The organism is Dietzia timorensis (assembly GCF_020742175.1).
Classification (GTDB): domain Bacteria; phylum Actinomycetota; class Actinomycetes; order Mycobacteriales; family Mycobacteriaceae; genus Dietzia; species Dietzia timorensis_A.
On sequence record NZ_DYXM01000016.1, the window covers coordinates 1 to 20,205 of the forward strand.

The 20,205-nt window shown below is 67.5% G+C and carries 19 protein-coding genes, 2 tRNA genes, 1 other RNA gene and 1 pseudogene; 8 read left to right on the plus strand and 15 right to left on the minus strand.

Going from position 1 to position 20,205, the window contains the following annotated elements; translation table 11 throughout:
- The 6 genes and pseudogenes from K8V11_RS00700 to ffs form a co-directional block, all read right to left on the minus strand.
- Positions 1 to 701, minus strand: a pseudogene (locus K8V11_RS00700) (hypothetical protein); the annotation flags it as partial.
- Positions 702 to 969: 268 nt separating this feature from the next.
- A complete protein-coding gene (recR, locus tag K8V11_RS00705; RefSeq protein WP_303910268.1) occupies positions 970 to 1,638 on the minus strand; it encodes a recombination mediator RecR in 669 nt (222 codons plus the stop codon).
- Between the two features lie 96 nt (positions 1,639 to 1,734).
- Entirely contained in the window at positions 1,735 to 2,085 is a 351-nt protein-coding gene (locus K8V11_RS00710; protein ID WP_303910270.1) for a YbaB/EbfC family nucleoid-associated protein, read from the minus strand.
- A 94-nt stretch (positions 2,086 to 2,179) separates the two neighbouring features.
- Entirely contained in the window at positions 2,180 to 4,912 is a 2,733-nt protein-coding gene (locus tag K8V11_RS00715) for a DNA polymerase III subunit gamma and tau (protein WP_303910273.1), read from the minus strand.
- Between the two features lie 619 nt (positions 4,913 to 5,531).
- The gene (locus tag K8V11_RS00720) at positions 5,532 to 6,824 is read right to left on the minus strand and encodes an aminotransferase (RefSeq protein WP_303910275.1); all 1,293 of its coding nucleotides are present in this window, start codon (positions 6,822 to 6,824) and stop codon (positions 5,532 to 5,534) included.
- Between the two features lie 234 nt (positions 6,825 to 7,058).
- Positions 7,059 to 7,155, minus strand: an RNA gene (ffs, locus tag K8V11_RS00725) — signal recognition particle sRNA small type.
- A 124-nt stretch (positions 7,156 to 7,279) separates the two neighbouring features.
- On the opposite strand from ffs, the gene K8V11_RS00730 reads away from it, so the two are divergent.
- Positions 7,280 to 7,367 (plus strand) — tRNA-Ser (locus K8V11_RS00730).
- An 88-nt stretch (positions 7,368 to 7,455) separates the two neighbouring features.
- On the opposite strand, the gene K8V11_RS00735 is transcribed toward K8V11_RS00730, so the two are convergent.
- From K8V11_RS00735 to K8V11_RS00750, 4 genes are all read right to left on the minus strand, one after another.
- Entirely contained in the window at positions 7,456 to 8,313 is an 858-nt protein-coding gene (locus tag K8V11_RS00735; protein ID WP_303910279.1) for a MetQ/NlpA family ABC transporter substrate-binding protein, read from the minus strand.
- A 45-nt stretch (positions 8,314 to 8,358) separates the two neighbouring features.
- Positions 8,359 to 9,051, minus strand: coding sequence for a methionine ABC transporter permease (locus K8V11_RS00740; RefSeq protein ID WP_303910281.1), 693 nt, complete (start codon positions 9,049 to 9,051; stop codon positions 8,359 to 8,361).
- The gene (locus K8V11_RS00745; protein WP_303910283.1) at positions 9,048 to 10,049 is read right to left on the minus strand and encodes a methionine ABC transporter ATP-binding protein; all 1,002 of its coding nucleotides are present in this window, start codon (positions 10,047 to 10,049) and stop codon (positions 9,048 to 9,050) included. The genes K8V11_RS00740 and K8V11_RS00745 overlap by 4 nt, the downstream gene beginning before the upstream one ends.
- A 235-nt stretch (positions 10,050 to 10,284) precedes the next feature.
- Entirely contained in the window at positions 10,285 to 10,617 is a 333-nt protein-coding gene (locus K8V11_RS00750) for a 4a-hydroxytetrahydrobiopterin dehydratase (RefSeq protein WP_303910285.1), read from the minus strand.
- A gap of 20 nt (positions 10,618 to 10,637) precedes the next feature.
- On the opposite strand from K8V11_RS00750, the gene gluQRS reads away from it, so the two are divergent.
- Together gluQRS and K8V11_RS00760 are read left to right on the plus strand one after the other, a co-directional pair.
- Complete coding sequence (gene gluQRS / locus K8V11_RS00755; RefSeq protein ID WP_303910287.1) at positions 10,638 to 11,618, plus strand: tRNA glutamyl-Q(34) synthetase GluQRS; 981 nt, start codon at positions 10,638 to 10,640, stop codon at positions 11,616 to 11,618.
- Positions 11,619 to 11,782: 164 nt separating this feature from the next.
- Positions 11,783 to 12,478, plus strand: coding sequence for a queuosine precursor transporter (locus K8V11_RS00760; RefSeq protein ID WP_303910309.1), 696 nt, complete (start codon positions 11,783 to 11,785; stop codon positions 12,476 to 12,478).
- Positions 12,479 to 12,902: 424 nt separating this feature from the next.
- On the opposite strand, the gene tgt is transcribed toward K8V11_RS00760, so the two are convergent.
- The gene (gene tgt, locus K8V11_RS00765; protein ID WP_303910289.1) at positions 12,903 to 14,195 is read right to left on the minus strand and encodes a tRNA guanosine(34) transglycosylase Tgt; all 1,293 of its coding nucleotides are present in this window, start codon (positions 14,193 to 14,195) and stop codon (positions 12,903 to 12,905) included.
- Positions 14,196 to 14,393: 198 nt separating this feature from the next.
- Between tgt and K8V11_RS00770 the strand changes: the two genes are divergently transcribed.
- Positions 14,394 to 14,999 (plus strand): TetR/AcrR family transcriptional regulator, encoded by a 606-nt coding sequence (locus K8V11_RS00770; protein ID WP_303910291.1) that lies wholly within the window; start codon positions 14,394 to 14,396, stop codon positions 14,997 to 14,999.
- A 36-nt stretch (positions 15,000 to 15,035) separates the two neighbouring features.
- Positions 15,036 to 15,362 carry a gamma-glutamylcyclotransferase family protein gene (locus K8V11_RS00775; protein WP_303910294.1) on the plus strand — a complete coding sequence of 109 codons (327 nt, stop codon included), beginning with the start codon at positions 15,036 to 15,038 and terminating at the stop codon, positions 15,360 to 15,362.
- Positions 15,363 to 15,427: 65 nt separating this feature from the next.
- On the opposite strand, the gene K8V11_RS00780 is transcribed toward K8V11_RS00775, so the two are convergent.
- The 3 genes from K8V11_RS00780 to K8V11_RS00790 all read right to left on the minus strand — a co-directional run bounded on the left by K8V11_RS00780 (position 15,428) and on the right by K8V11_RS00790 (position 16,651).
- Positions 15,428 to 15,518 (minus strand) — tRNA-Ser (locus tag K8V11_RS00780).
- A gap of 80 nt (positions 15,519 to 15,598) precedes the next feature.
- Positions 15,599 to 16,030, minus strand: a complete 432-nt coding sequence (locus K8V11_RS00785; RefSeq protein ID WP_303910310.1) for a nucleoside deaminase — start codon at positions 16,028 to 16,030, stop codon at positions 15,599 to 15,601.
- 96 nt (positions 16,031 to 16,126) lie between these two features.
- Positions 16,127 to 16,651, minus strand: a complete 525-nt coding sequence (locus K8V11_RS00790) for a tRNA adenosine deaminase-associated protein (RefSeq protein WP_303910296.1) — start codon at positions 16,649 to 16,651, stop codon at positions 16,127 to 16,129.
- A 36-nt stretch (positions 16,652 to 16,687) separates the two neighbouring features.
- Here K8V11_RS00790 and K8V11_RS00795 point away from each other — a divergent pair, with 36 nt between their 5' ends.
- Positions 16,688 to 17,764 carry a prephenate dehydrogenase gene (locus tag K8V11_RS00795; protein ID WP_303910298.1) on the plus strand — a complete coding sequence of 359 codons (1,077 nt, stop codon included), beginning with the start codon at positions 16,688 to 16,690 and terminating at the stop codon, positions 17,762 to 17,764.
- A 21-nt stretch (positions 17,765 to 17,785) separates the two neighbouring features.
- On the opposite strand, the gene K8V11_RS00800 is transcribed toward K8V11_RS00795, so the two are convergent.
- Complete coding sequence (locus K8V11_RS00800) at positions 17,786 to 18,397, minus strand: putative glycolipid-binding domain-containing protein (RefSeq protein WP_303910300.1); 612 nt, start codon at positions 18,395 to 18,397, stop codon at positions 17,786 to 17,788.
- A 153-nt stretch (positions 18,398 to 18,550) separates the two neighbouring features.
- On the opposite strand from K8V11_RS00800, the gene K8V11_RS00805 reads away from it, so the two are divergent.
- Positions 18,551 to 19,258: a hypothetical protein gene (locus K8V11_RS00805; RefSeq protein ID WP_303910307.1), complete on the plus strand. Its 708-nt coding sequence runs from the start codon at positions 18,551 to 18,553 to the stop codon at positions 19,256 to 19,258.
- A 177-nt stretch (positions 19,259 to 19,435) separates the two neighbouring features.
- Positions 19,436 to 20,205: LLM class flavin-dependent oxidoreductase (locus K8V11_RS00810; RefSeq protein ID WP_303910308.1), on the plus strand; the 770-nt coding region annotated here is incomplete at its 3' end.

Consider the following 20,205-nt stretch of genomic DNA (forward strand, 5'->3'; position numbering starts at 1 on the left):
GCCTCTTGCAGTGCTTTTGAGGCGGAATCCTGCTTGAGCCACTTGAGTAAGCGATCGAGCACACGCGCGTTCTTCTTGGCGACGATCAGCATCGTCTTGTTTGGGGTCGTCAGATGAGGCGCCGGAGAACCGTTGTGCCAGAAGTCTTCGTCAAGGGTCGTTGCCGTAAACCAGCGTTCCGGATTCAGGCTGACAAGCTGCTCGTTGAGTCGCTCTTGGGTCTGACGCCGCAGCGCATTGTGAATTCCGGAAAGAACGATGACCGCTCGGTAGTCCAGGTCTGCCAGTTTTGCAGCGACCGCGGTGAAGTTCGTAGTCTTACCGCTCTGGACGAAGCCGACGACCAAACCACGCGCTCCCCCGGGAGCAGTCGCCGGGTTGGGAGTCTCGGCGACAACTTTGGACGACGACGCGTTGAGTGACGGTATCTGGTCACCCCGTCCGATGCGTCGTAGCTCTCCCACCAGCGAGTTCCATGCGGGGTCGGAATCCAAGGGCCCCTGGTACCAAGGCTCCTTATCACCGGTACCGACGATCGCAGGACCGCCATCGGTGATCTTTCGAAGGTTGTCGTCGTATCTTTTCTGCAGTTCGTCCAACCGGTCAACGTGTGTTCCGGTCGCTTCCCAGCGGGCTACCGCATTTTCCAGCCCGTGCTTCTGTACTTGCTCGACGAACATTTCGTACACGAAATCGACCAACTTGTTCCTCCGAAATCTCGGTCTCTCGCCGCGTTCGCCTGTCATTCAGGAACGGCACGGACAATGCGGATAACGAGAATCTAACAGAGAGTTGTGGCCCGACACATCGTTATTGGAGCGAAGTACCGACCTAACGAGTCTTCGGCCAAACGATGACGGCATTAATAGAGTGCCCCAAGAGGATTCGGTGCCACACCGGCACTCGAATCATGCCGATGGGCTCATTGGATTCGTTGCTTCGTGTGACCCTAGAGTTCGCAGCTTCGCACTACCCCGCCGCCGACTTCGACAGCACCCGCCGCCCGGACAGGGCGTGCCCGAGGGTGATCTCGTCGGCGAATTCGAGGTCCCCGCCCATGGGCAGGCCCGAGGCCAGCCGGCTGATCGTCAGCCCCGGGAAATCGCGCAGCAGGCGCACGAGGTACGAGGCCGTAGCCTCGCCAGTCGTATTCGGGTCCGTGGCGATGATGACCTCGGCCACCTCAATAGGCTCCGGCGCTCCGCCGTCATCCCCCGAGGTGCTTTGTGTTTCCGGGGTGGAGCCAGCGACCCTGCGCAGCAGCTGCGAGATGCGCAGCTGATCCGGGCCGATGCCGTTGATGGGGTCGAGGCTGCCGCCGAGGACGTGATAGACGCCGCTGTATTCCTTGGTGCGCTCGATCGCCTGGATGTCGCGGGGCTCCTCGACGACGCACACGAGCGAGAGGTCGCGCCGCGGATCGGAGCAGATCTGGCAGCGCTTCTCGGCGGACACGGTGCCGCAGACCTCGCAGTAGTTGACTCCGCCGAGAATCTCGCCGAGCGAGTTCTGCAGCCGTTCGATGTCTTCCGGCTCGGCCTGCAGCAGGTAGAACGCGATGCGCTGGGCACTCTTCGGGCCGATGCCCGGGAGTTTGCCTAGCTCATCGATCAGATTCTGGACTGGACCTTCGTACACGGTGTTCGCTCGTTATTCGTGTGCCGGGCGCGGCGGTGGTCTGGTAGCGGGAACCAGACGCACGCCGCGCTGAGTGGATGTCGTTTCGCACGGCAATTACATGCCGAGGCCGCCCATCATGTCCCCGAGTCCGCCCATTCCGCCGGCGAGCGGGCCGAGCTTGGTCTCGGCGAGCTGGGCGACGTTCTCGTGGGCGTTGTTGTAGGCGCCGACGACGAGGTCCTGCAGCGTTTCGACGTCTTCGGGGTCGACGATCTTCGGGTCGATCGTGACGTTCGAGACCTTGCCCGTGCCCGTCATCGTGACCTTGACCAGCCCTCCGCCGGCCTCCCCGGTAACCTCCGAGGCCGCGATCTCCTGCTGGGCGGCGGCGAGCTGCGACTGCATTTGCTGCGCCTGTGCGAGAAGCTGATTCATGTCTCCGTTGGGCATTCCACCGGGCTGCATTGGCACTCCTAATTCGAGGTCGTTTCACCCCAGCGTAACGGTGCGGCCCGACTTTTCGCCCGAGCCCCACCCGGCGCCGCGCGCACGCACGGAGTCACTCCAGCGGAGTGGCGCCGAGGTGCTCCTTGAGCAGCGCGAGGGCGATCTCCTCCGGCGTGCGGTGGTCGATGTTCTGCGGGCCGCTGCGCGCTTCGTCGACCATGTCCTGCTCGCTGACCTCAGGCCCGCTCGACTCGCCGACCTCTGCCTGCTTCGCCGGTGACTCGGGCTCGGCGCGAGCCTGCGCGGCGGCGGCACGTTCGGCCCAGGTCAGCCTCTTGCCCTGACGTTCCTTGCCCGCCTGTCCGGCCGATTCCGCTGATGTCGCCTGTGCTGAGCCTGCGGCCCCGTGCCCGCGCTCGTCCGCCACCTGCGTCGCAGATGACGTCGGAGGCGCCTGTCCAACCGGCCCTTCCGGGCGCGCGGCCCCTCCGGACCAGTCCTCTGGCGGTTCCCAGTCGGCCGGCGGCTCCGGTTCCTCGGGCGGCGGCGGAACGTCCTCGACCGCCTGCGGACGCCGGCGCTGCTGTTCGGCTCTGCCACGTGGCGCGCTGTTCTGTGACGTTTGCGGCTCGGGCGGTGCCTGTTCCGGTTGCCGGGGCGAGAACGCGCGCTGCGGGTCCTGGCGCCCGCCTGCCGTTGCCCCATCGCGTTCGGCGCGTGCATGCCATGTTCCGCCGAACACCGCGGACATCGCCTCGGAAATCGTCGTCGCATGGTGCGGCTCGTTGATACGGTTCGCCAGCGCCGCGGTCTTGTGCGAGAGAACGACCTCGTTGCCGTCGACGCGGGTGATGACAGCATCGGCGAGCATCACCTCGAGCGTGCGGGACCGCTCACGGACCGCGCGTCGCACCTCCGGCCACGCGCGCCGCAGTTCTTCGGTGTCGAGCGAGCGCGCCGGTGCCGGCGCCTCTTGTGATTCCTGGGAGCGCCCGGGCTCCTCGCCCGCGGGTCTGTTCGGCTCCGGCCACTCTTGTCCGGCGCCGCCGTGCGTCTCGGCGGGCGCGGCCTCATGCCGCTCCGCCGGCTGCGACGTCTCAGACCACTGCGAAGTGGCCGTTTCTTCTTCGCGGGGCGAAGCGGTGTGTTCGTCCTGCGATGAGGCGACGGCTCCTGAAGCCTTTGCACCGGCCGCAGCGGCACCGGCGGCTGCGGCGCCTCCTGCCATCGCTGCAGTGTCGGCGCCGGAAGCATCGACGTCTCGATGCCCCGCGGCTGCGGCGTCCGGGGCCAAGGCCCGTTCTTCGTGTGTCTGCACGGGTTCGGGCGCAGATGCCTCCGCCGGGCCGTCCGACTGCTCTGCAGCGAGGCGTTGCGGCTCCACGTTTTCCGTGGCGGCATTGGCCGGGCGCTCCGGAGCGGTGTCCACCGCGTGCTGCGGCGCTTCCTGCGCCTCCTCCTTCGGGGCCTGCTGCTCCGTCGCCGGCCAATCCGCCACCGGCTGCTCCGACGCCGGAGCGGCAGCGCCCCCGGCCTGCTCGGCCTTTCGGCGCTGCGACGGGCGGACATAGCGAGGCGCAGGTTCGGAGCCGGCCGCGGGTGTGGAGCCGGCAGGGGCTCCGGCCTCCCCGCCCGCCGCGGCCGCAGGCGCCGGCGCGGGCGCCGACCCACCTGCGGAGCCGGCGGCCGCCGACCCCACCCCGCGCTCGAGCTGCTCGACCCGCTGGGAGAGCGCGGCGACTCCGCCGTCAACCTCCGGGAGGAGAAGACGGGCACACAGGATTTCCAACAACAGTCGCGGCGAGGTGGCGCCGCGCATCGAATCGAGGCCGCTGTGTACCTCGTCCGCGAGGCGCGCCAGCGTCGCAGGACCCATGGAATCGGCCTGCCGCGCGAGCGATTCGGCCTCCTCTCCGGGGGCGTCGACGAGCCCGCGCTCGATGGCCTGCGGGACGGACTGGACCATGATCAGATCCCGCATGCGCTGCAGAAGATCCGACACGAAGCGGCGCGGGTCGTGCCCGGCCTCGATCACTCGATCGACCGTGCGGAAAAGCGCCGCGCCATCGGCCGCCGCGAGAGCCTCCACGGTGGCGTCGAGCAGGGAGTTCTCTGTGACCCCCAACAGCGCGGCCGCACCGGAATACTCGACGTGATCGTCTTCCGAACCGGCGACGAGCTGGTCGAGCACCGACAACGTGTCGCGCGGCGAGCCACCGCCCTGGCGGATGACCAGGGGAAACACCGGCGGGTCGACCCGCACGTTCTCGGACTCGCAGATGCGCTCGAGCAGCCCGCGCATCGCCGTGGGCGTGAGCAGGCGGAACGGATAGTGGTGCGTGCGCGATTTGATCGTCGGCAGCACCTTTTCCGGCTCGGTCGTCGCGAAGATGAAGATGAGGTGTTCCGGCGGCTCCTCGACGATCTTGAGCAACGCGTTGAAGCCCGCATTGGACACCATGTGCGCCTCGTCGATGATGAACACGCGATAACGCGAGGACGCCGGCGCGTAGAACGCCTTTTCCCGCAACTCCCTCGTGTCGTCGACATTGCCATGGCTCGCCGCGTCGAGCTCGATGACGTCGAGGTTGCCGGGCCCGCCCGGGGCGAGGGACACACAGGAATCGCACACGCCGCACGGCTCCGGGGTCGGCCCCTCCACACAATTGAGCGAACGCGCCATGATCCGCGCCGACGAGGTCTTACCGCAGCCTCGCGGGCCCGAAAACAGGAAGGCGTGGTTGATCCGCCCGGACCGCAGTGCCGCGGACAGCGGATCTGTCACATGCTCTTGCCCGACGACCTCCGCGAACGTGGCCGGGCGATACTTTCGATACAACGCCACGGGCTCTAGGGTACTTGCCCACTCCGACATCGCGGGAGCGCTTCCGATCGCGGACATCGGCGCAGCAAGACGGCCACACGCGGACGATACGAGCCCGGGGCCGCGGGCGCCGATAACGGCGTCACGCGACCCCAGGTCGTCATCCCCCTTGGGTTGGAGCTCTCGGCCCCCTCAGACCGAGAGCCTGCACTCTCACCATTTCGCGGCGGAGAGCCCTCACTCTCTGCCAGCGCCCCTCGGTGCGAGCCACCATTGAGACAACCAGAACATCTTTGTTTCGACAACTACCCCAAGCCCGTAAAACGGCATAACTGGACAAATGTTCAAAACTTTTGCCTGCTAGATCACCTGAATCTCACCAATGAAAAATGTAAAGGTAAATACCCCCGCGCCAGGAGGCTCGAAGTCATCTGGACTGCATGTTTGTCAGAATGGCGCCCCGCTGCGGCCTTCGCTCACCGCAACACGAAGCACCCTGGAGGCACCCCAAACGGCCGACCCCAAGTTCCCGATCGGACGAAGCTACCCGCATAAACACGCAGGCGCGCCCCGAGATCGGACCGCGCCTGCGCATGCGTACTTATTTAGTTAGTTAAGCAAAGGTCAACTCGCGGTCGCGTCACGCCGCCTGCGCCTTGCGCACCGCGCATAGCAGCGTGCACAGGCCGACCACGTCGATCGCCTTCTCCACCTCGTCGAGTGGCGGCATGGTCGGCGCCAGGCGAATGTGTCGGTCGTTGGGGTCCTTGCCGTATGGGTACGCGGCGCCGGCAGGAGTCAGTGCAACGCCGGCCTTCGCGGCCATCTCGACGATCTGCGTCGCGGTGCCGTCCTCGACGGACAGGTCGATAAAGTAGCCGCCCTCGGGATCGGTCCAGCTCGCAACCCCAAATCCGCCGAGCCGCGCCTCGAGCGCGGAGCGCGAGGCCTCGAACTTCGGCACGAGGATCTCCCGGTGCAGCTGCATGTGCTGGCGCAGCCCCTCGGCGGTCTCGAAGAAGCGCACGTGGGCGAGCTGGTTGACCTTGTTCGGGCCGATCGTCCGAACACCGGCGTGCTTTCCGTACCAGGCGAGCTCACTCTCGGTCGCGGACAGGAAGCTCACGCCGGCACCCGCAAAGGTGATCTTCGAGGTCGAGCAGACCTGCCAGAAACGGTTGGGGTGACCCGCGTTGGCGGCCGCCTCGAGCACGTTCGCAGATTTCGGGAAATCGGCGACCAGGGTATGCACCACGTAGGCGTTGTCCCATATCACCCGGAAATCGGGCGCGCCGGTCTCCATCTTCGCGAGGCGCTCGACGACGTGATCGGTGAGCGTCAGCCCCGTCGGGTTCGAGTAGATCGGTACCGCCCACAACCCCTTCACGGCCGGGTCAGCGGCGAGCCGCTCGATCTCGTCCATATCGGGCCCCTCGGGGCCCATCTCGACGGGGATCATCTCGAAACCGAACTTCTCGGTCACGGCGAAATGCCGGTCATAGCCGGGCACGAGGCACAGCCATTTCCGGTCCGCGTCCTCGATCCACGGCCTGGGCGAATCCTCGGTACCGAAGAGCAGCGCGAACGAGATCAGGTCGTACATCACCGACAAGCTTGCGTTATCGCAGGCGTAGATCTCTTCCGGGCGCACACCGAGGATCTCGGCCATGAGCGCGCGCAGCTCCGCGATCCCCGTGATCCCGCCGTAGTTGCGTACGTCGGTCTTCCCGGCGAGATGATCGCCCGGCTCCGGCAGCCCGAGGAGCCGCTCGGACAGGTCGAGCTGCGCGGCCGAAGGCTTGCCACGGGTCAGGTCGAGCCCGAGTCCGATCTTCGAGATCTCCTCGAATTCGGCGGCGAGGTCGCTCTCGAGCCGCGCGAGCTCCTCGCCGGAATGCTCGGTCAGCGGCTTACGGTCCGTGGCTTCAGGCATCTTCAGTCTGCTCCGCTCGTGGGTACGGTTACCCGACTAGATTAGCGCCTCGCGCTATCCCCGCGGGCCGTCTCTTCACCTATGACGCCGGACCTGCTCTTCCGCTTTGCCGACCCGGCTTCTCGCGGGCCGACGGACCCGACTCCGCGGGCGGCACGCGTGGCGGCAAGACGGCCCGCGGCTCTCGCCGAAAGAGGAATGTGGCCAGCGGGATGTTCTCGACCGCCGAAGAAAATTAAAGGGACCCCGCGCACCCGCCAGAGCCCGTTGACCCTTGCTACCTTCCGGTCCTGGGGGAATTCACAGGGTGGACGCCACGCGAGGTCCGGCCCCCACAATAGCGCACAACGCGACCGCGGAGCGAGCCGGCCGGCGGCTGCCGGATTCCTTCCCGCTTAAGGCGCTCGTTGCCCGCAGTTTGAAATCTCGGCAGGCAATTCAGTAGTGTTCTTCCCGGAGGATTCGCCTAGTGGCCTATGGCGCTCGCCTGGAACGCGGGTTGGGTTAACGCCCTCAGGGGTTCAAATCCCCTATCCTCCGCCAATGGGACGAGGTCCCCGGTTTTCACCGGGGACCTCGTCTTTTTCTTTCTCTAATCATCCGGCGCTTCAGCTCCGGACCCCCTCGCGCATCAGAACGCGGGAAGAACCTCGCCCTCCGGCCAGTTCTCCTCGATGTAGTTGCGCACCTCGTCGGAGTGGAGCAACTCGTCGAGCTTCTTGAGGTGCTCGTTGTTCTCGTCGCCCGCGCGCACGGCGAGGAAGTTGGCGTACGGGTTGTTCTCGCCGTCTTCGATGATCAGCGAGTCATCGACAGGCGACAGCCCGGCCTCGAGCGCGTTGTTGCCGTTGATGACGGAGGCGTCGACATCCTGCAGGGTGCGTGCCAGCGAAGCAGCGTCCGCCTCGATGAATTCGATGTTCTTGTCATTCTCCTCGACGTCGCTCAGCGTCGCCGTCGCGCCGTCGACGCCTTCGGCGAGCTTGATCAGGCCCGCCTTCTGCAGGAGCTCCAGGCCGCGGCCCTGGTTCGAGGGGTCGTTATTGATGCCGACCTTCGCGCCGTCCGGGATATCGGCGACGTCGTCGTACTTATCCGAGTACAGCGCGAACGGCTCGATGTGGATGCCCGCGAAGTGGGCGAGATCGTATCCCTGGCCCTCGACCTCCTCGTTGAACCACGGCTCGTGCTGGAAGTAGTTCGCATCCAGTCCGCCCTCGTTGAGCTCCTGGTTGGGGATGTTGTAGTCGTTGTACTCGATGACCTCGAGGTTGAGACCTGCATCCTCGGCGAGCTCGTCGTTGACGAAGCGGACGATATCGCCGTGCGGCACCGGCGAGACGCCGATCTTGAGGGTCGTGATGCCGTTCGCCTCGGTGCCGACCTCCTTGTCGTTGCCTCCGACGAGGCCGCAGCCTGCAAGCACGAGGGCCGCGGCGGTTGCGGCGGCAGCGATCTTGACGGGACGGAACCCGCTGAAACGTGACATTGTGTGTCCTTTTCTTTTATCTCTACTTTTGTGGGATCCAGGGGATCAACGGTGGTCGATCGCGTGGGCGATCTTGTCGCCGCTGTATTGCACGAGCGCCACGATGATGACGAGGAGAACGACGCAGGCGAGCATCGTGTCGGCCTGGTAGCGCTGGTAACCGTAGTTGAACGCGAGGGTGCCGAGGCCCCCGCCGCCGATCACGCCGGCCATCGCCGAGTAGCTGATGAGCGTCACGACCGTGACGGTGAATCCGCCCACGATGCCCGGCAACCCCTCGCGGACCAGGACGTGGCGGGTGATGTGTCCGTTGGAGGCGCCCATCATCTTCACCGCCTCGACCTTGCCGCCGGACACGTCGCGCAGCGAGTTCTCGACCAGCCGCGCGAAGAACGGGATCGCGCCGACGGACAGCGGAACGACAGCCGCGCCCCAGCCGAGCGCCGTGCCGACGATGATGCGCGTGAACGGGATGAGCGCGATGAGCAGCACGATGAACGGGACCGAGCGGCCGAGATCGACGAGCAGGCTGAGTACCCGATAGACGCCCCTGTTCGGGTACAGACCGCGCGGCCCGAGGTTGTGCAGGAGCACCCCGAGCGGCAGACCGAAGACCGCGACGATGAGCGAGGTCGCGATGGTCATGTAAATCGTCTCGAGGGTGGCGGGCAGCAGCTGGTTCTGGAATACCGGGTTACCGAAGAACTTCTCGTCCGCGGCGAGGATCTCGGGGCTCATGCGGTTTCTCCTTCCGCGTCGCCGAGCGGCTGCGCGTAGATGCCCTTGGATCGGAGCAGCTGCAGCGCCGCGTCCGCATCCTGCGGGCGCAGCGGCCGCAGGTGCAACCGCCCGACCTGCCGGCCGGCGATGGTCTCGATGGTCCCCGCCTCGATCGTCGCCTCGACGCCCTCCTGGCGTAGGAGCGCAAAAATCTCGGTGACGTCGGGGCGCGATGCGCCTTCCGACGTCATGATTTCCAGCAGCGTCTCCCCGTCGCGCGAGGTGCCGGCGGAGGGCATGGGGATGAGTTCCTTCGCGAGCGGGGAACCGGCATCGCCGATGACGTCGAGGATCGGGCCCGTGCGCTCGACTCGGCCCTCGGCGAGGAGGGTGACCGAGTCGCAGACCTCGCGGACCACGGACATCTCGTGGGTGATGATGAGGACGGTGACGCCGAGCTCGTCGCGGACGCGGCGGATGAGTTGGAGGATCTGGCGCGTGGTGGCCGTGTCGAGCGCGGAGGTCGGCTCGTCGCACAGCAGAACCGGGGCGTTCGTGGCGAGCGCGCGGGCGATGCCGACGCGCTGCTGCTGCCCGCCCGAGAGCTGCGCGGGGTAATTTTTGCGGCGCTCGGTGAGGCCGACGAGATCTAGCAGCTCGTCGACGCGCGCGGCGATGTCCGCGGGCTTCTCGCCGGCGATCTCCAGCGGGTGCGCGATGTTCTTCTCGGCCGTGCGCGAATCGAGCAGGTTGACGTTCTGCGAGACCATGCCGATCTGACGCCGGGCCCCGGCCAGCGCGGAGCCCTTGGCGCTGCCCATGTCGACGCCGCCCACCTCGATCGACCCCGAGGTGGCGCGGTCGAGCCCCGTGAGGCAACGGATGAGCGTCGACTTGCCGGCGCCCGAGCGGCCGACGATCCCGTGGATCTGCCCCGCCGGGATCGACAGGTCCACGGAATCCAGCGCCGTCACCGGGCCCGGGAAAACTTTGCTGACTTGCGTCAGTTCGATCATGTGAACTCCAGAAGTGGTGGCGTGCCATCCCCTTAAGTGGTGGCGTGCCATCCCCTTAAGAGGAGGCATCCCTTACGCGCCATAAATCCTAAACCTCTCGTTCAGGAAAGCGCGCATCGTCCGGAGCTCGGTTCGGGCTTCGATCCAGCGGTAGCCGGCCGCTTGACTAACCGCCACCGCCCGGCGTGGGCGGCCCGGTGGTGTCCGGGCCGTGGCCGGGCTTCGGCGGCTCCGATCAGTCCTGGCCGTCGAACACCTTCGCGCCGGCCGCTTCTGCGAGGCCGCTGATGGTCTTCGCCAGTCGGGTATCGCGCTGGGTCACGCCGCCGACATCGTGGCTCGCGGAATCGACGGTGATCTCGTTGTACGACCACAGCACGTCGGGATGATGATTCGCGTTCTCGGCCGCGGCCGCGATCTTGTCGAACAGGCCGATCGCCGCCTCCGCGGAATCGCACTTCGCCGTGAAGGTCAGCGCGCCCTCGGTGTGTGCCCAGCCGGGAAGCTCGGCAAGCGCCTCTGTGATCTGCTCGTCTTCCAGTACGGTCTTGTCTGCTGCATCACTCATGTCTACTAGTGTCCCACTTTGTGAGTAACCCTGCCGAGCAAGTAGCGCCGACCGCCGGCGCCGGCCGCTACGCCCCCTCCCCGAGCGGCGCGCTACACCTGGGAAATCTGCGCACCGCCGTCATCGCCGAGAATTTCGCGCGGCGAAGCGGACGGTCGTTTCTGCTCCGCGTCGACGACCTCGACCCGCAGCGCTCCCGCGCCGAAGTCGCCCGCGAGCAGATCGCGGACCTCGCGCGCCTCGGCCTGCAGTGGGACGGTGAACCCGAATGGCAATCGGACAACCACGCCCGCTACTCCGCCGCGCTCGAGCACCTGAGCGCCGAAGGCCGCACCTTCGAATGCTTCTGTTCCCGCAAGGACATCCTCGACGCACCCCGCGCGCCCCACGCCCCGCCAGGCGCGTACCCGGGCACCTGCCGCGACCTGACCGCCGCCGAACGCGAACGCCGCCGCGCCGCGATGCCCTCGAACAAGGTGCCCGCCATCCGCGTCCGCGCCGACTCCGGGCCGCCTCGGGGGAACGGCGACTCCGGCGTCATATGCCGTATTCATGACGTCGTGCAAGGCGAATTCTCCGGGGTGGTCGACGATTTCGTGCTGCGCCGCGGCGATGGCGCGTGGGCCTACAATCTCGCGGTCGTGGTGGACGATGCGGCGGCCGGTGTCGACCAGGTGGTGCGCGGGCTCGACCTGCTCGACTCGGCGCCGCGGCAGGCGTGGCTCGCTCGGCAACTCGGGCTGGCGCCGGTGGAATATGCGCACGTCCCGCTCGCCGTGGCCCCTGGCGGTGCGCGGCTCGCCAAGCGCGACGGCGGGCATACCCTCGCCGAGCTCGTCGCCGGCGGCGTCGCCCCGGAACAGGTAGTGACGGCGATCGGCGAGTCCGTCGGCGTTCCTGACGCGCGTTCGGTGCAGGACATCGCCGCGCGGTTCGAGCCCGCGCTGCTGGCGCCCGGGGCGGAATTCGGCGAGCCGTGGGTTGTGCCCGGCGAGTGGTAGAAGTGTCATAATCACTGCTCGTGACTAATAAAACCACCGCCACCGGCGGCCACCCAGAGTCTGGGCAGCCGGCTCGCGGCAAAGGTCCAGGCCCCTCGGCCGACTTTCGCCCCGAACCGGCGTTCGCCTCAGTAACGTCCTACACGCTCCTCACCGTCGTCGCGCTGTTCATCGGCGTGATGCTCATCTCCAACGTCGCGGCCACGAAGGCCGTGCTCCTCTTCCCCGACCTGCACGTCGACCTCGGCATCTTCCAGCTCGACGGCCTCGTCACGGACGGCGCCTTCTTCCTCTTCCCCCTCGCCTACGTCCTCGGCGACGTGATCAGCGAGATCTGGGGCTTCCGCACGATGCGACGCGTCGTCGCGATGGGTTTCGCCGTACAGCTGCTCGCCTCGGCATGCTTCACCCTCGCGATGCACATGCCGGCCCCCGACTTCTACGAAAACCAGGACGCCTTTGGCTCCGTGGTCGGCGTCGTGCCGCAATTCCTCGCGGCCGGGCTCGCCGGTTACGTGGTCGGCGAGCTGATCAACTCGTACGTGATGGTGCGCATGAAGCGGCTGACCGGCGAGAAGACGCTGTGGGCGCGAATGATCACCTCGACGATTGTCGGCGAGTTCTTCGACACGCTTGTGTTCTGCACGATCGCGGCCAGCGCACTCGGGATGACGATCGGTTCCGGCGACTATTGGAACTACACGGTGATCGGGTTCGTGTGGAAGGTCGCCGTCGAGGTGGTCATCATGCCGTTCTCGTACGCGATCATCCAGCGGATCAAGAAGGCCGAGCCGACGTACCAGGAGTCGCTGCGCAGGTACGAGGCCGAGCGGGCCGCCGGGGAGGTTGCGGCCGAGTAGGTTTCGCGGCTGGGGCGGCCGCCCAGCCTCGCAGGCCGCCCCGCCGCCCCCGCCAGCCGGAAACTCCGCTCCTCAGCCACTCGGGCGCCCAAGCCCACTCAAATTCCGCTGGACACGGCAAGTTACGCGGCCAGCGAGAAATGAGTAGGCTTCGTCGGCGCGACGGCCTTCAACCCCCGCCGAAGCCCACGCACGTTCCGTCAGCTCCATCGGCGCGCTTACCCGGGCGCCAGTGCGTAAACACCGCGAAAGTGTACGGTTCAAAGCGGTTTCGACGCCTAAAATGACACTAACGTGGTGCGAATTCCGGCATCCCCCGCATTTCGCGCAGATGCTCGGCAGCCCAGGCTCCCCGGCAGCCCAGGCTCCCCATGGGCCCGGCGTCTCGCCGGCTCACGCCGAACAACAACCGCTCCCGCCGAAATTACTTCGCCCGGCCCGCGTAGTACCGCCCGAGGAAGTCCTCCTTGAACGCGAGATACTCGTCGGTCCCGCCGGCGATCGCCGCACGGATATCGGCGACCATCCGAATGATGAACCGCACGTTGTGCAGCGTGCAGATCTGCGCGCCGAGATATTCCTTGGCCTTGAACATGTGGTGCAGGTACGCCCGCGTGTACTGCGTGTCCACGGGGTGGTCGCCCTCGGGGTCGAGCGGGGTGAAGTCCCGCCGATACATCGCCTTGGTGATGTTGACCTTCCCGGAGCGGGTGTAGATGCCGCCGTGCCGCGCGAGGCGCGTCGGCGCCACGCAGTCGAACGTGTCCGCCCCGTTCTCTACCGCTGTAAAGACGTCGTCGGGCTCGGAGATTCCGAGCAGGTGGCGCGGCATCTCCTCGGGCATCTCGGAGGTACACCAGCCGACGATCGTCCCGAGGTTCTCCTTCTCCAGCGCGCCGCCGATGCCGAATCCGCCGAATCCACGCTGCCCGGATTCCGCGAACCGGTCGCTCATCTCCAGCAGTCCGCGCACCGCCTGCCGCCGAAGGTCCTCGTACTGCGCGCCTTGGATCACGCCCCACAGCGACTGCGGTGGCTTATCCGCACGCTCCGCCGTCAAACGGTTGTGTTCGACCAGGCAGCGCTCGGCCCAGCGCCGCGTGCGTTCCACGGATTCCTCCTGGTAGCCGCGTGTGTTCATCAGGGTGGTCAGTTCGTCGAAGGCGAACATGATGTCGGCGCCGAGGCCGTGCTGGATCTGCATGGACACCTCGGGGGTGAACCGATGCGAGGAGCCGTCGAGGTGCGAGCGGAAGGTGACGCCCTCCTCGTCGACGCGCGCGAGGCGCTCCTTGTTCGCCCTCGTCGCGGAATCGTCCGGGGTGCCGGTCGCCTCCATCTCGATGACCTTCTTGAACCCCACACCCAGGCTCATCACCTGGAAGCCGCCGGAGTCGGTGTAGGTCGGTCCGGGCCAGTTCATGAACGACCCGACGCCGCCGGCGGCGTCGACAATGTCGTGCCCCGGCTGCAGGTACAGGTGGTAGGCGTTGGCGAGCACGGCCTGCGCGCCGGTCGACGCGATCTGCTCCGGCAGCAGGGTCTTCACGGTGGCCTTCGTCCCCACGGGGATGAAGGCCGGCGTCTCGATCGCGCCGTGCGGCGTCATAATGACACCGCTTCGGCCGCCGGCTGTTCCGGGCACCGCCAGGCGGGCGGTGGTCTCGAAGTATTCGCGATCGGCGGATCCGTGCGATTCTGGTGCGGGGTTCGGCATGAAATCCATAGTTCCACAGGCCGATAACGGCCCGGCCCGGAGCACTCGCACCGCGCTCGCCCGGCCACCATTCCAATACTGCGGGCCGCAGCCGATAAAGTAGTTCCCACTGCAAACTTAGGAAGCTCGACCATTCGGTTATCCGGCGACGACAATATTGCGCGCGCGATGTGCGCGGAATCTTTTCGGGGGGAAGTCATGTCAGGACGGCTGAGCCAGAGCGAACGCCGCTCGCAGCTGGTGGCGATCGGGGCGAAGCTGCTCCACGAGACCTCGTTCTCGGAGTTCTCGATCGACACGGTGGCGCGCGAGGCCGGGATCTCACGCAGCCTGCTGTTCCACTACTTCAACTCCAAACACGAGTACCTCACGGCCGTCATCAACCGCTCCGCGAAGTTCATCATTGAGCAGATCGAGCTGCCGGATCCGGAAAGCTCGACGGATCCCCTCTACGACACCATCGTCGCCTTCACACGGTTCGTGCGGCGCCGTCGTGACAACTATCTCGCCGTATTCCGCGCTCCCAGCCAGGATCCCGCCCTCCATGTCGCGGTCGACGACCTGTACAGCAAGATCGCCGAGAAGCTGCTCGCGGCGGCGGGTCTCGATTCGTCGACGCCGGGACGGATGATGCTCGCACGCTCCAGCGTCGCCGCGATCGAGATGTCGGCGCTCCAGTCCGAGTCGCTCGAACTCGACGAGGAGGAGATCGCGGACATGAACGCACGTATCACCGCCATGTTGTTCGCCCAGTCGGATCAGTTCGAGCCGCGCGGCCGCGCGAAAGGCTCCCATACCATCTAGCGAGCCCGAGCCCCGCCGCGCTGATATTTTTGGCCCATGACCGCTTCGCACCTCTTTATCTACGGTTCGCTGGCGCCCGGCGCCCCCAACGAGCACGTCCTCGCTCCCCTCGGCGGAACGTGGCAGCGCGGGTCGATCACCGGCAGCCTCGACGAGCACGTCTGGGGCGCGGGGATGGGATTCCCCGGCTACCGCCCGTCCGGCGACGACACCATCGACGGCTGGCTGCTCAGGTCGGACGCGCTCGACGGCGCCTGGGGCGAACTCGACGAGTTCGAGGGCGCCGAGTATCGCCGCATCGAGGTCGATTGCCTGCTCGACGACGGCTCGCGCGTGCGCACCTGGGTCTACTCGCTCGCCTGATCCAACACTGCCTGACCAAGAACACAAAAAAGTCCCCCACCTGCGCTTTCGCAGGTGAGGGACTGTGGCGGTGGCGAAGGGATTTGAACCCTTGGTTGGGGGTTACCCAACACTCGCTTTCGAGGCGAGCTCCTTAGGCCGCTCGGACACGCCACCGCCGAATAGGCTACCTGCACGGCGCGGCCATAAACAAATCAGGCCGCGGACGTGCATTCACACCGCGCCGCTACCCCTGGCTAGCGCCGCTCGGCGAAAAATTCCCGCAGCCCCTCCGAGGCCCGCTCGGCAAGCACCCCGCCGCGCACCTGCGGCCGCCACAACAAGCGCCTGTCCCGTACGACGTCGAACAGCGATCCGCACGCGCCCGTGCGCGGCTCCCACGCCCCGAACACGATCGTCCCGATGCGCGCAGCCACCGCCGCGCCCGCGCACATGGTGCACGGTTCGAGGTTCACCGCCAGCGTGCATTCGGTCAGGCGCCAGCCGTCCCCGAGCCGCGCGGCCGCGCCGCGTAGCGCGAGGATCTCGGCGTGAGCCAACGGATCCGCGTCCGCCTCACGCCTGTTCGTGGCCGCGGCCAGCTCGGTTCCGTCAGGGCCGTATATGACGGCGGACACCGGAACATCCCCGGCGGGCGTCTCGCGCGCGAGCGCGATGCAGCGCTCCATGCGGGCCGCGTCCAGGCGCTCGATCTCGGGTTCGGGAAGCGAAGGGCTCATAACGGCTGATCACCACCGCGCTCGCGGCGCATGGGCGAGGCGCGCTCAGCGCTCGTCGAGCAGCTGCTCGAAACGCTCGGCGAACCCCATCCGGTCAGCGATCGACTCGAGGTGCTCGTCGGCGTATAGGTCCGTCTCGGACACGATGATCTCGAGCACGCCCGACGGCAGCCCGAGGTCCTCGAGCAGCGCCCAGTCGCCCTCTCCCCAGGGGTCGGTGTTCTCGAGCTCGTCGTCGTCGAGGTCCGGAACCTCGATGTTGAGCTCGTCGAGCACGTCGGCGGCGAGGTCGTAGTCGATCGCCGCGGTCGCGTCGGAAAGCAGCAGGCGGTGCCCGGCGGGGCCCGGCCGCAGGATCACGAAGAATTCGTCGTCGACGTCGAGCAGCGCGAAGGCGGCGCCGCCGGAGCGCAGCTCGCGAATCCCCTTCGCCGCGGCGTCGAGGCTTCCCAGCGCGTCGTCGTCGAGCCGGCCGAGCTGCCAGCCGGACTCGTCGCGAACCACCCACACGCCGATGCCGCCCAGGTCGTCATCGCTCGAATCGTCCTCGCCGGTGCGCGCACTGTTCATGGCAGCAACCGTAGTCGGCTGTGAGAACCTTGTCAGGTGGATACTTTCCAAAGCGACGCGGACCAGCCCGAACACGGCCATTCTCTCGCGGCCGCGCGGCAGGCGGCGGGACCGGTGTGCGTCCTCGGCCTCGGCCTGATCGGCGGTTCGCTGCTGCGCTGCCTCGATGCCGGCACGGCCGCAATCCCAGCCGCAGCCGCAAACACCGGCACTGCCGCTGCCGCAGCGGCCTCCCCTCCGCCGCGCGCGTTCGGCTGGAACCGCTCCCCCGCGACCGTCGACGCCGCGCGCGCCGCCGGGCACGACGCGAGCGCGGACCTGCCGGCGACCCTCGAACGCGCACGCGCCGAGGACGCGCTCGTCGTCGTGGGCGTGCCCATGCCCGCCGTCGCGTCCGTCCTCGCGGAGGTCGCGCGGATTCACCCCGGGGCGCAGCTCACCGACGTCGTCAGCGTGAAGGGGCCCGTCCGTGACGCGGTGCGCGCCGCCGGGCTTGCCGCGGGCTATGTCGGTTCCCACCCCATGGCCGGCACGAATTCCACCGGCTGGTCGGCGACAGATCCCGAGCTTTTCGCGGGTTCCCGCTGGGTCATCACCTCTGACGGCGGAGGCGCCGAGTCCACCTGGCGGCGCGTCGCCGCGCTGGGTTCTTCCACCGGATCGCGCCTCGTGACGCTGCCGGCAGACGAGCACGATCGCGCCGTCGCGCGGATCTCCCACCTGCCGCACGTTCTCGCCGAAGCGCTCGCGATCGCCGGCGATGCAGGCGGGGACGCCGCGTTGGCGCTGGGGGCCGGGTCGTTTCGCGATGGGACGCGGGTCGCGGGGACTCCGCCGGACCTCGTCCGCGCGATCTGCGAGCCAAATGCGGCCGCGCTCGAGGTGGCGCTCGCCGAGGCCGTGGAGGAACTGGGCGCCTCGCTCGAGCAGCTGCGGCGGACAGGTTCGCTCGGCGATCTCGTCGACCGCGGGTCGGCCGGTCGCGCGGCCTTCGAAGCGCGGCAGGGCGACGCGGGCGAAGCGCCGCAGGAGATCACCATCGGCGCGCCGGGCTGGCTGGATGCGGCCGTGGCCGCGGGGCGCCGCGGGCGGGAGATCTCGGTCGCGTTCTGACCTCGCCCGCCCTTCGCCGTCTTAGCGGCGCTCGGTGAATCCGGGCACGTCGAGGACGAATCCCTCGGCGTCGACGTGGGCGGACGTCGCCGCTTCGCCGGTGATCCCGTGCACCATCGCATCGTCGCTGCGGAACGACATCGGGGTGTCGGAGACCGTGAGATCGTAGGCATCGACCGAAAGCGCGCTCCGCGAGACCTCGTCGGGAGCGCGATGGAGGCCGTTCGCCCGCACGGCGAGGGAGAAGAATGCCATCGAACCGGCGATGAGAACATCGGTGGTACCGGGCGATCCAATGCGCTCCGTCTCGCCTTCGGCGGTCGTGGCGAGCCAGGAACCTCCGCCGTCATACCGCAGGGTGAGCGAGCGGGAATCCTCGGCGCGCTCGGATTCGAGGACGATCTCGCGCGCCTGGCCGTCGTCGTCGACCACGACGTCGTAGGTGAGGGTGAACGCAGGGCGCTCGGAGGTGCCGGCCTCGACGAGGCGGCCGCGCACGCGGAGCTCGGAGTCGACGGGCGCGATGCGCGCCTGCTCCACGCGCGCCCCATCCGACGAGAACCAGGTAAATATCCGCGGTCCGGCGGAAGCGGCGTCGTCTACGTTTCCGTTGGTGTCAGCTGGGGAAGTCACACGCCCACGATAAGTCCAAGTGCAGGGCGGGCGGTAACCGTTTCGGTTAGTTAGGTTCCCAAACGAGACAAATCCCACTCTTTGCTCACATTGCGCCGGAAGTTCACGCGGTCGTAACCGGACACGTAACCCCTGCTTCCTAACGTGAGCGCCATGACGTTGGAACACGTATCGCTGGCAGATTCTCCTCGCACGATCCTGGACTACCTGGCAGTGGTGGTCGCGGTGCGCGCCGCCGTGGGCCTCGGCGCCCCGAGCGCGGACTCGGCGGTATCGGGCAGTTCGGACGGTTCCGGAGCGGGCGGCAGCGCGGCGACCTCGCATCCGACGTGGTCCGACGAGAACGGCAGCTGGCTCACCCTCGTCCTTCCGGGCGACGGGCGTGCGCTGCTCGCGGGTTGGCATGCCGACGAATCCGAGACGGAAGCGAGCGGCACGAGCCTCGACGGCGGCACCGACCTCATCGATACCGCTCCCGGCTGGTGGCGCCGCGGTATCGACCACGCCCGGGCGCGACGTGATGTGCTCGGTTTCCTCTACGGCTGGGACGGAGCGGCGTGGTGGCGCGCGCCGTACGACACCGCCGACGGGTTCGACCCCGATTTTTTCCCCGTCACCCGCGATTCGGTCGCCGAGCAGATTGAGGAGCTCGCCGCGGACACCCTGCTCGACGATCCGGCGTCCGAGGCCGTCGACGCACTTCTCGCCGCTGGTACTGCGCTCACCGCCGGTCAGCTCGAGGCGGCGCTGCACACCGAGGACGGATGGCCGGAGGTTGACGTCGCCGCCGGCGTCCGCGCGGCCCAGGCATTCGCCGAGTACGCCGAGAGGCTCCAGCCCGCCCCGCAGAACGTCTCCTAGCGGGCGCCCACGCGCGCGAGCGCATAGCGGTCATACCTGCGCGGGAATACCGCCTGCCGCTCGCACGTTGCACCGGCCGTGAGCCGCACTCCCGACAGGAGTTCGAGCGGCTGTGCCCCGCGCCTTTCGCGCGGGGCGCGAACCGGTGCCCTTTTTATTGATTGGTTTTAGATAGCGATGCGCATTTCCGCCCTCGACCTCGCCCCCGCAGACAAGCAGGCGAGCTACGAGTCCGCCCTGTCCGATATCGTCCGGCTCGCCCAGCGCGCGGAAGCCCGGGGGCTCGAACGGGTCTGGTACGCCGAGCACCACAACATGGCGGCGATCGCATCCTCGGCGACGTCGGTGCTCATCGCACATGTCGCCGCGAACACGTCGACCATTCGGCTCGGTTCGGGCGGCGTCATGCTTCCCAACCATTCCCCCTTGGTGATCGCGGAGCAGTTCGGCACCCTCGCGGCGCTGCACCCGAACCGCATCGACGTCGGGCTCGGGCGCGCGCCCGGGACCGACCAGAAGACGTTCCTCGCGCTGCGGCGCGATCCGCAGGCTTCCGAGCGATTCCCGTCCGACGTCGTCGAGCTGCAGTCGTTCCTCGCGGGCGGGGAGCCGATTCCCGGGGTCAAGGCCGCGCCGGTCGCGCAGACCCCGCCGCCGCTGTACATTCTCGGTTCCTCGCTGTTCGGCGCGACGCTGGCGGCGCAACTCGGCCTGCCGTACGCCTTCGCCTCGCATTTCGCGCCCGACCAGATGCTGCACGCACTGTCGGCGTACCGCGAGAACTTCCAGCCCTCCGATCAGCTCGCCGAACCGTACGCGATCGTCGGCGCAAACGTCGTGTCGCACGAGGACCGCGAGGTGGCCGCCGAGATCGAGCGCCACGTGCTCAAGGACCGGGTGTCGATGTTCGTCAAGCGCGCGAACTCCGAGGCCCGCGATTTCACCGA

Coding starts and splice junctions, on each gene's coding strand:
- K8V11_RS00710 (WP_303910270.1), bottom strand. CDS start 2,085: ATGCAGCCCGGTGGAATGCCCAACGGAGACATGAATCAGCTTCTCGCA.
- K8V11_RS00720 (WP_303910275.1), bottom strand. CDS start 6,824: ATGCCTGAAGCCACGGACCGTAAGCCGCTGACCGAGCATTCCGGCGAG.
- K8V11_RS00735 (WP_303910279.1), bottom strand. CDS start 8,313: ATGTCACGTTTCAGCGGGTTCCGTCCCGTCAAGATCGCTGCCGCCGCA.
- K8V11_RS00740 (WP_303910281.1), bottom strand. CDS start 9,051: ATGAGCCCCGAGATCCTCGCCGCGGACGAGAAGTTCTTCGGTAACCCG.
- K8V11_RS00745 (WP_303910283.1), bottom strand. CDS start 10,049: ATGATCGAACTGACGCAAGTCAGCAAAGTTTTCCCGGGCCCGGTGACG.
- K8V11_RS00750 (WP_303910285.1), bottom strand. CDS start 10,617: ATGAGTGATGCAGCAGACAAGACCGTACTGGAAGACGAGCAGATCACA.
- tgt (WP_303910289.1), bottom strand. CDS start 14,195: ATGCCGAACCCCGCACCAGAATCGCACGGATCCGCCGATCGCGAATAC.
- K8V11_RS00770 (WP_303910291.1), top strand. CDS start 14,394: ATGTCAGGACGGCTGAGCCAGAGCGAACGCCGCTCGCAGCTGGTGGCG.
- K8V11_RS00775 (WP_303910294.1), top strand. CDS start 15,036: ATGACCGCTTCGCACCTCTTTATCTACGGTTCGCTGGCGCCCGGCGCC.
- K8V11_RS00785 (WP_303910310.1), bottom strand. CDS start 16,030: ATGGAGCGCTGCATCGCGCTCGCGCGCGAGACGCCCGCCGGGGATGTT.
- K8V11_RS00790 (WP_303910296.1), bottom strand. CDS start 16,651: ATGAACAGTGCGCGCACCGGCGAGGACGATTCGAGCGATGACGACCTG.
- K8V11_RS00805 (WP_303910307.1), top strand. CDS start 18,551: ATGACGTTGGAACACGTATCGCTGGCAGATTCTCCTCGCACGATCCTG.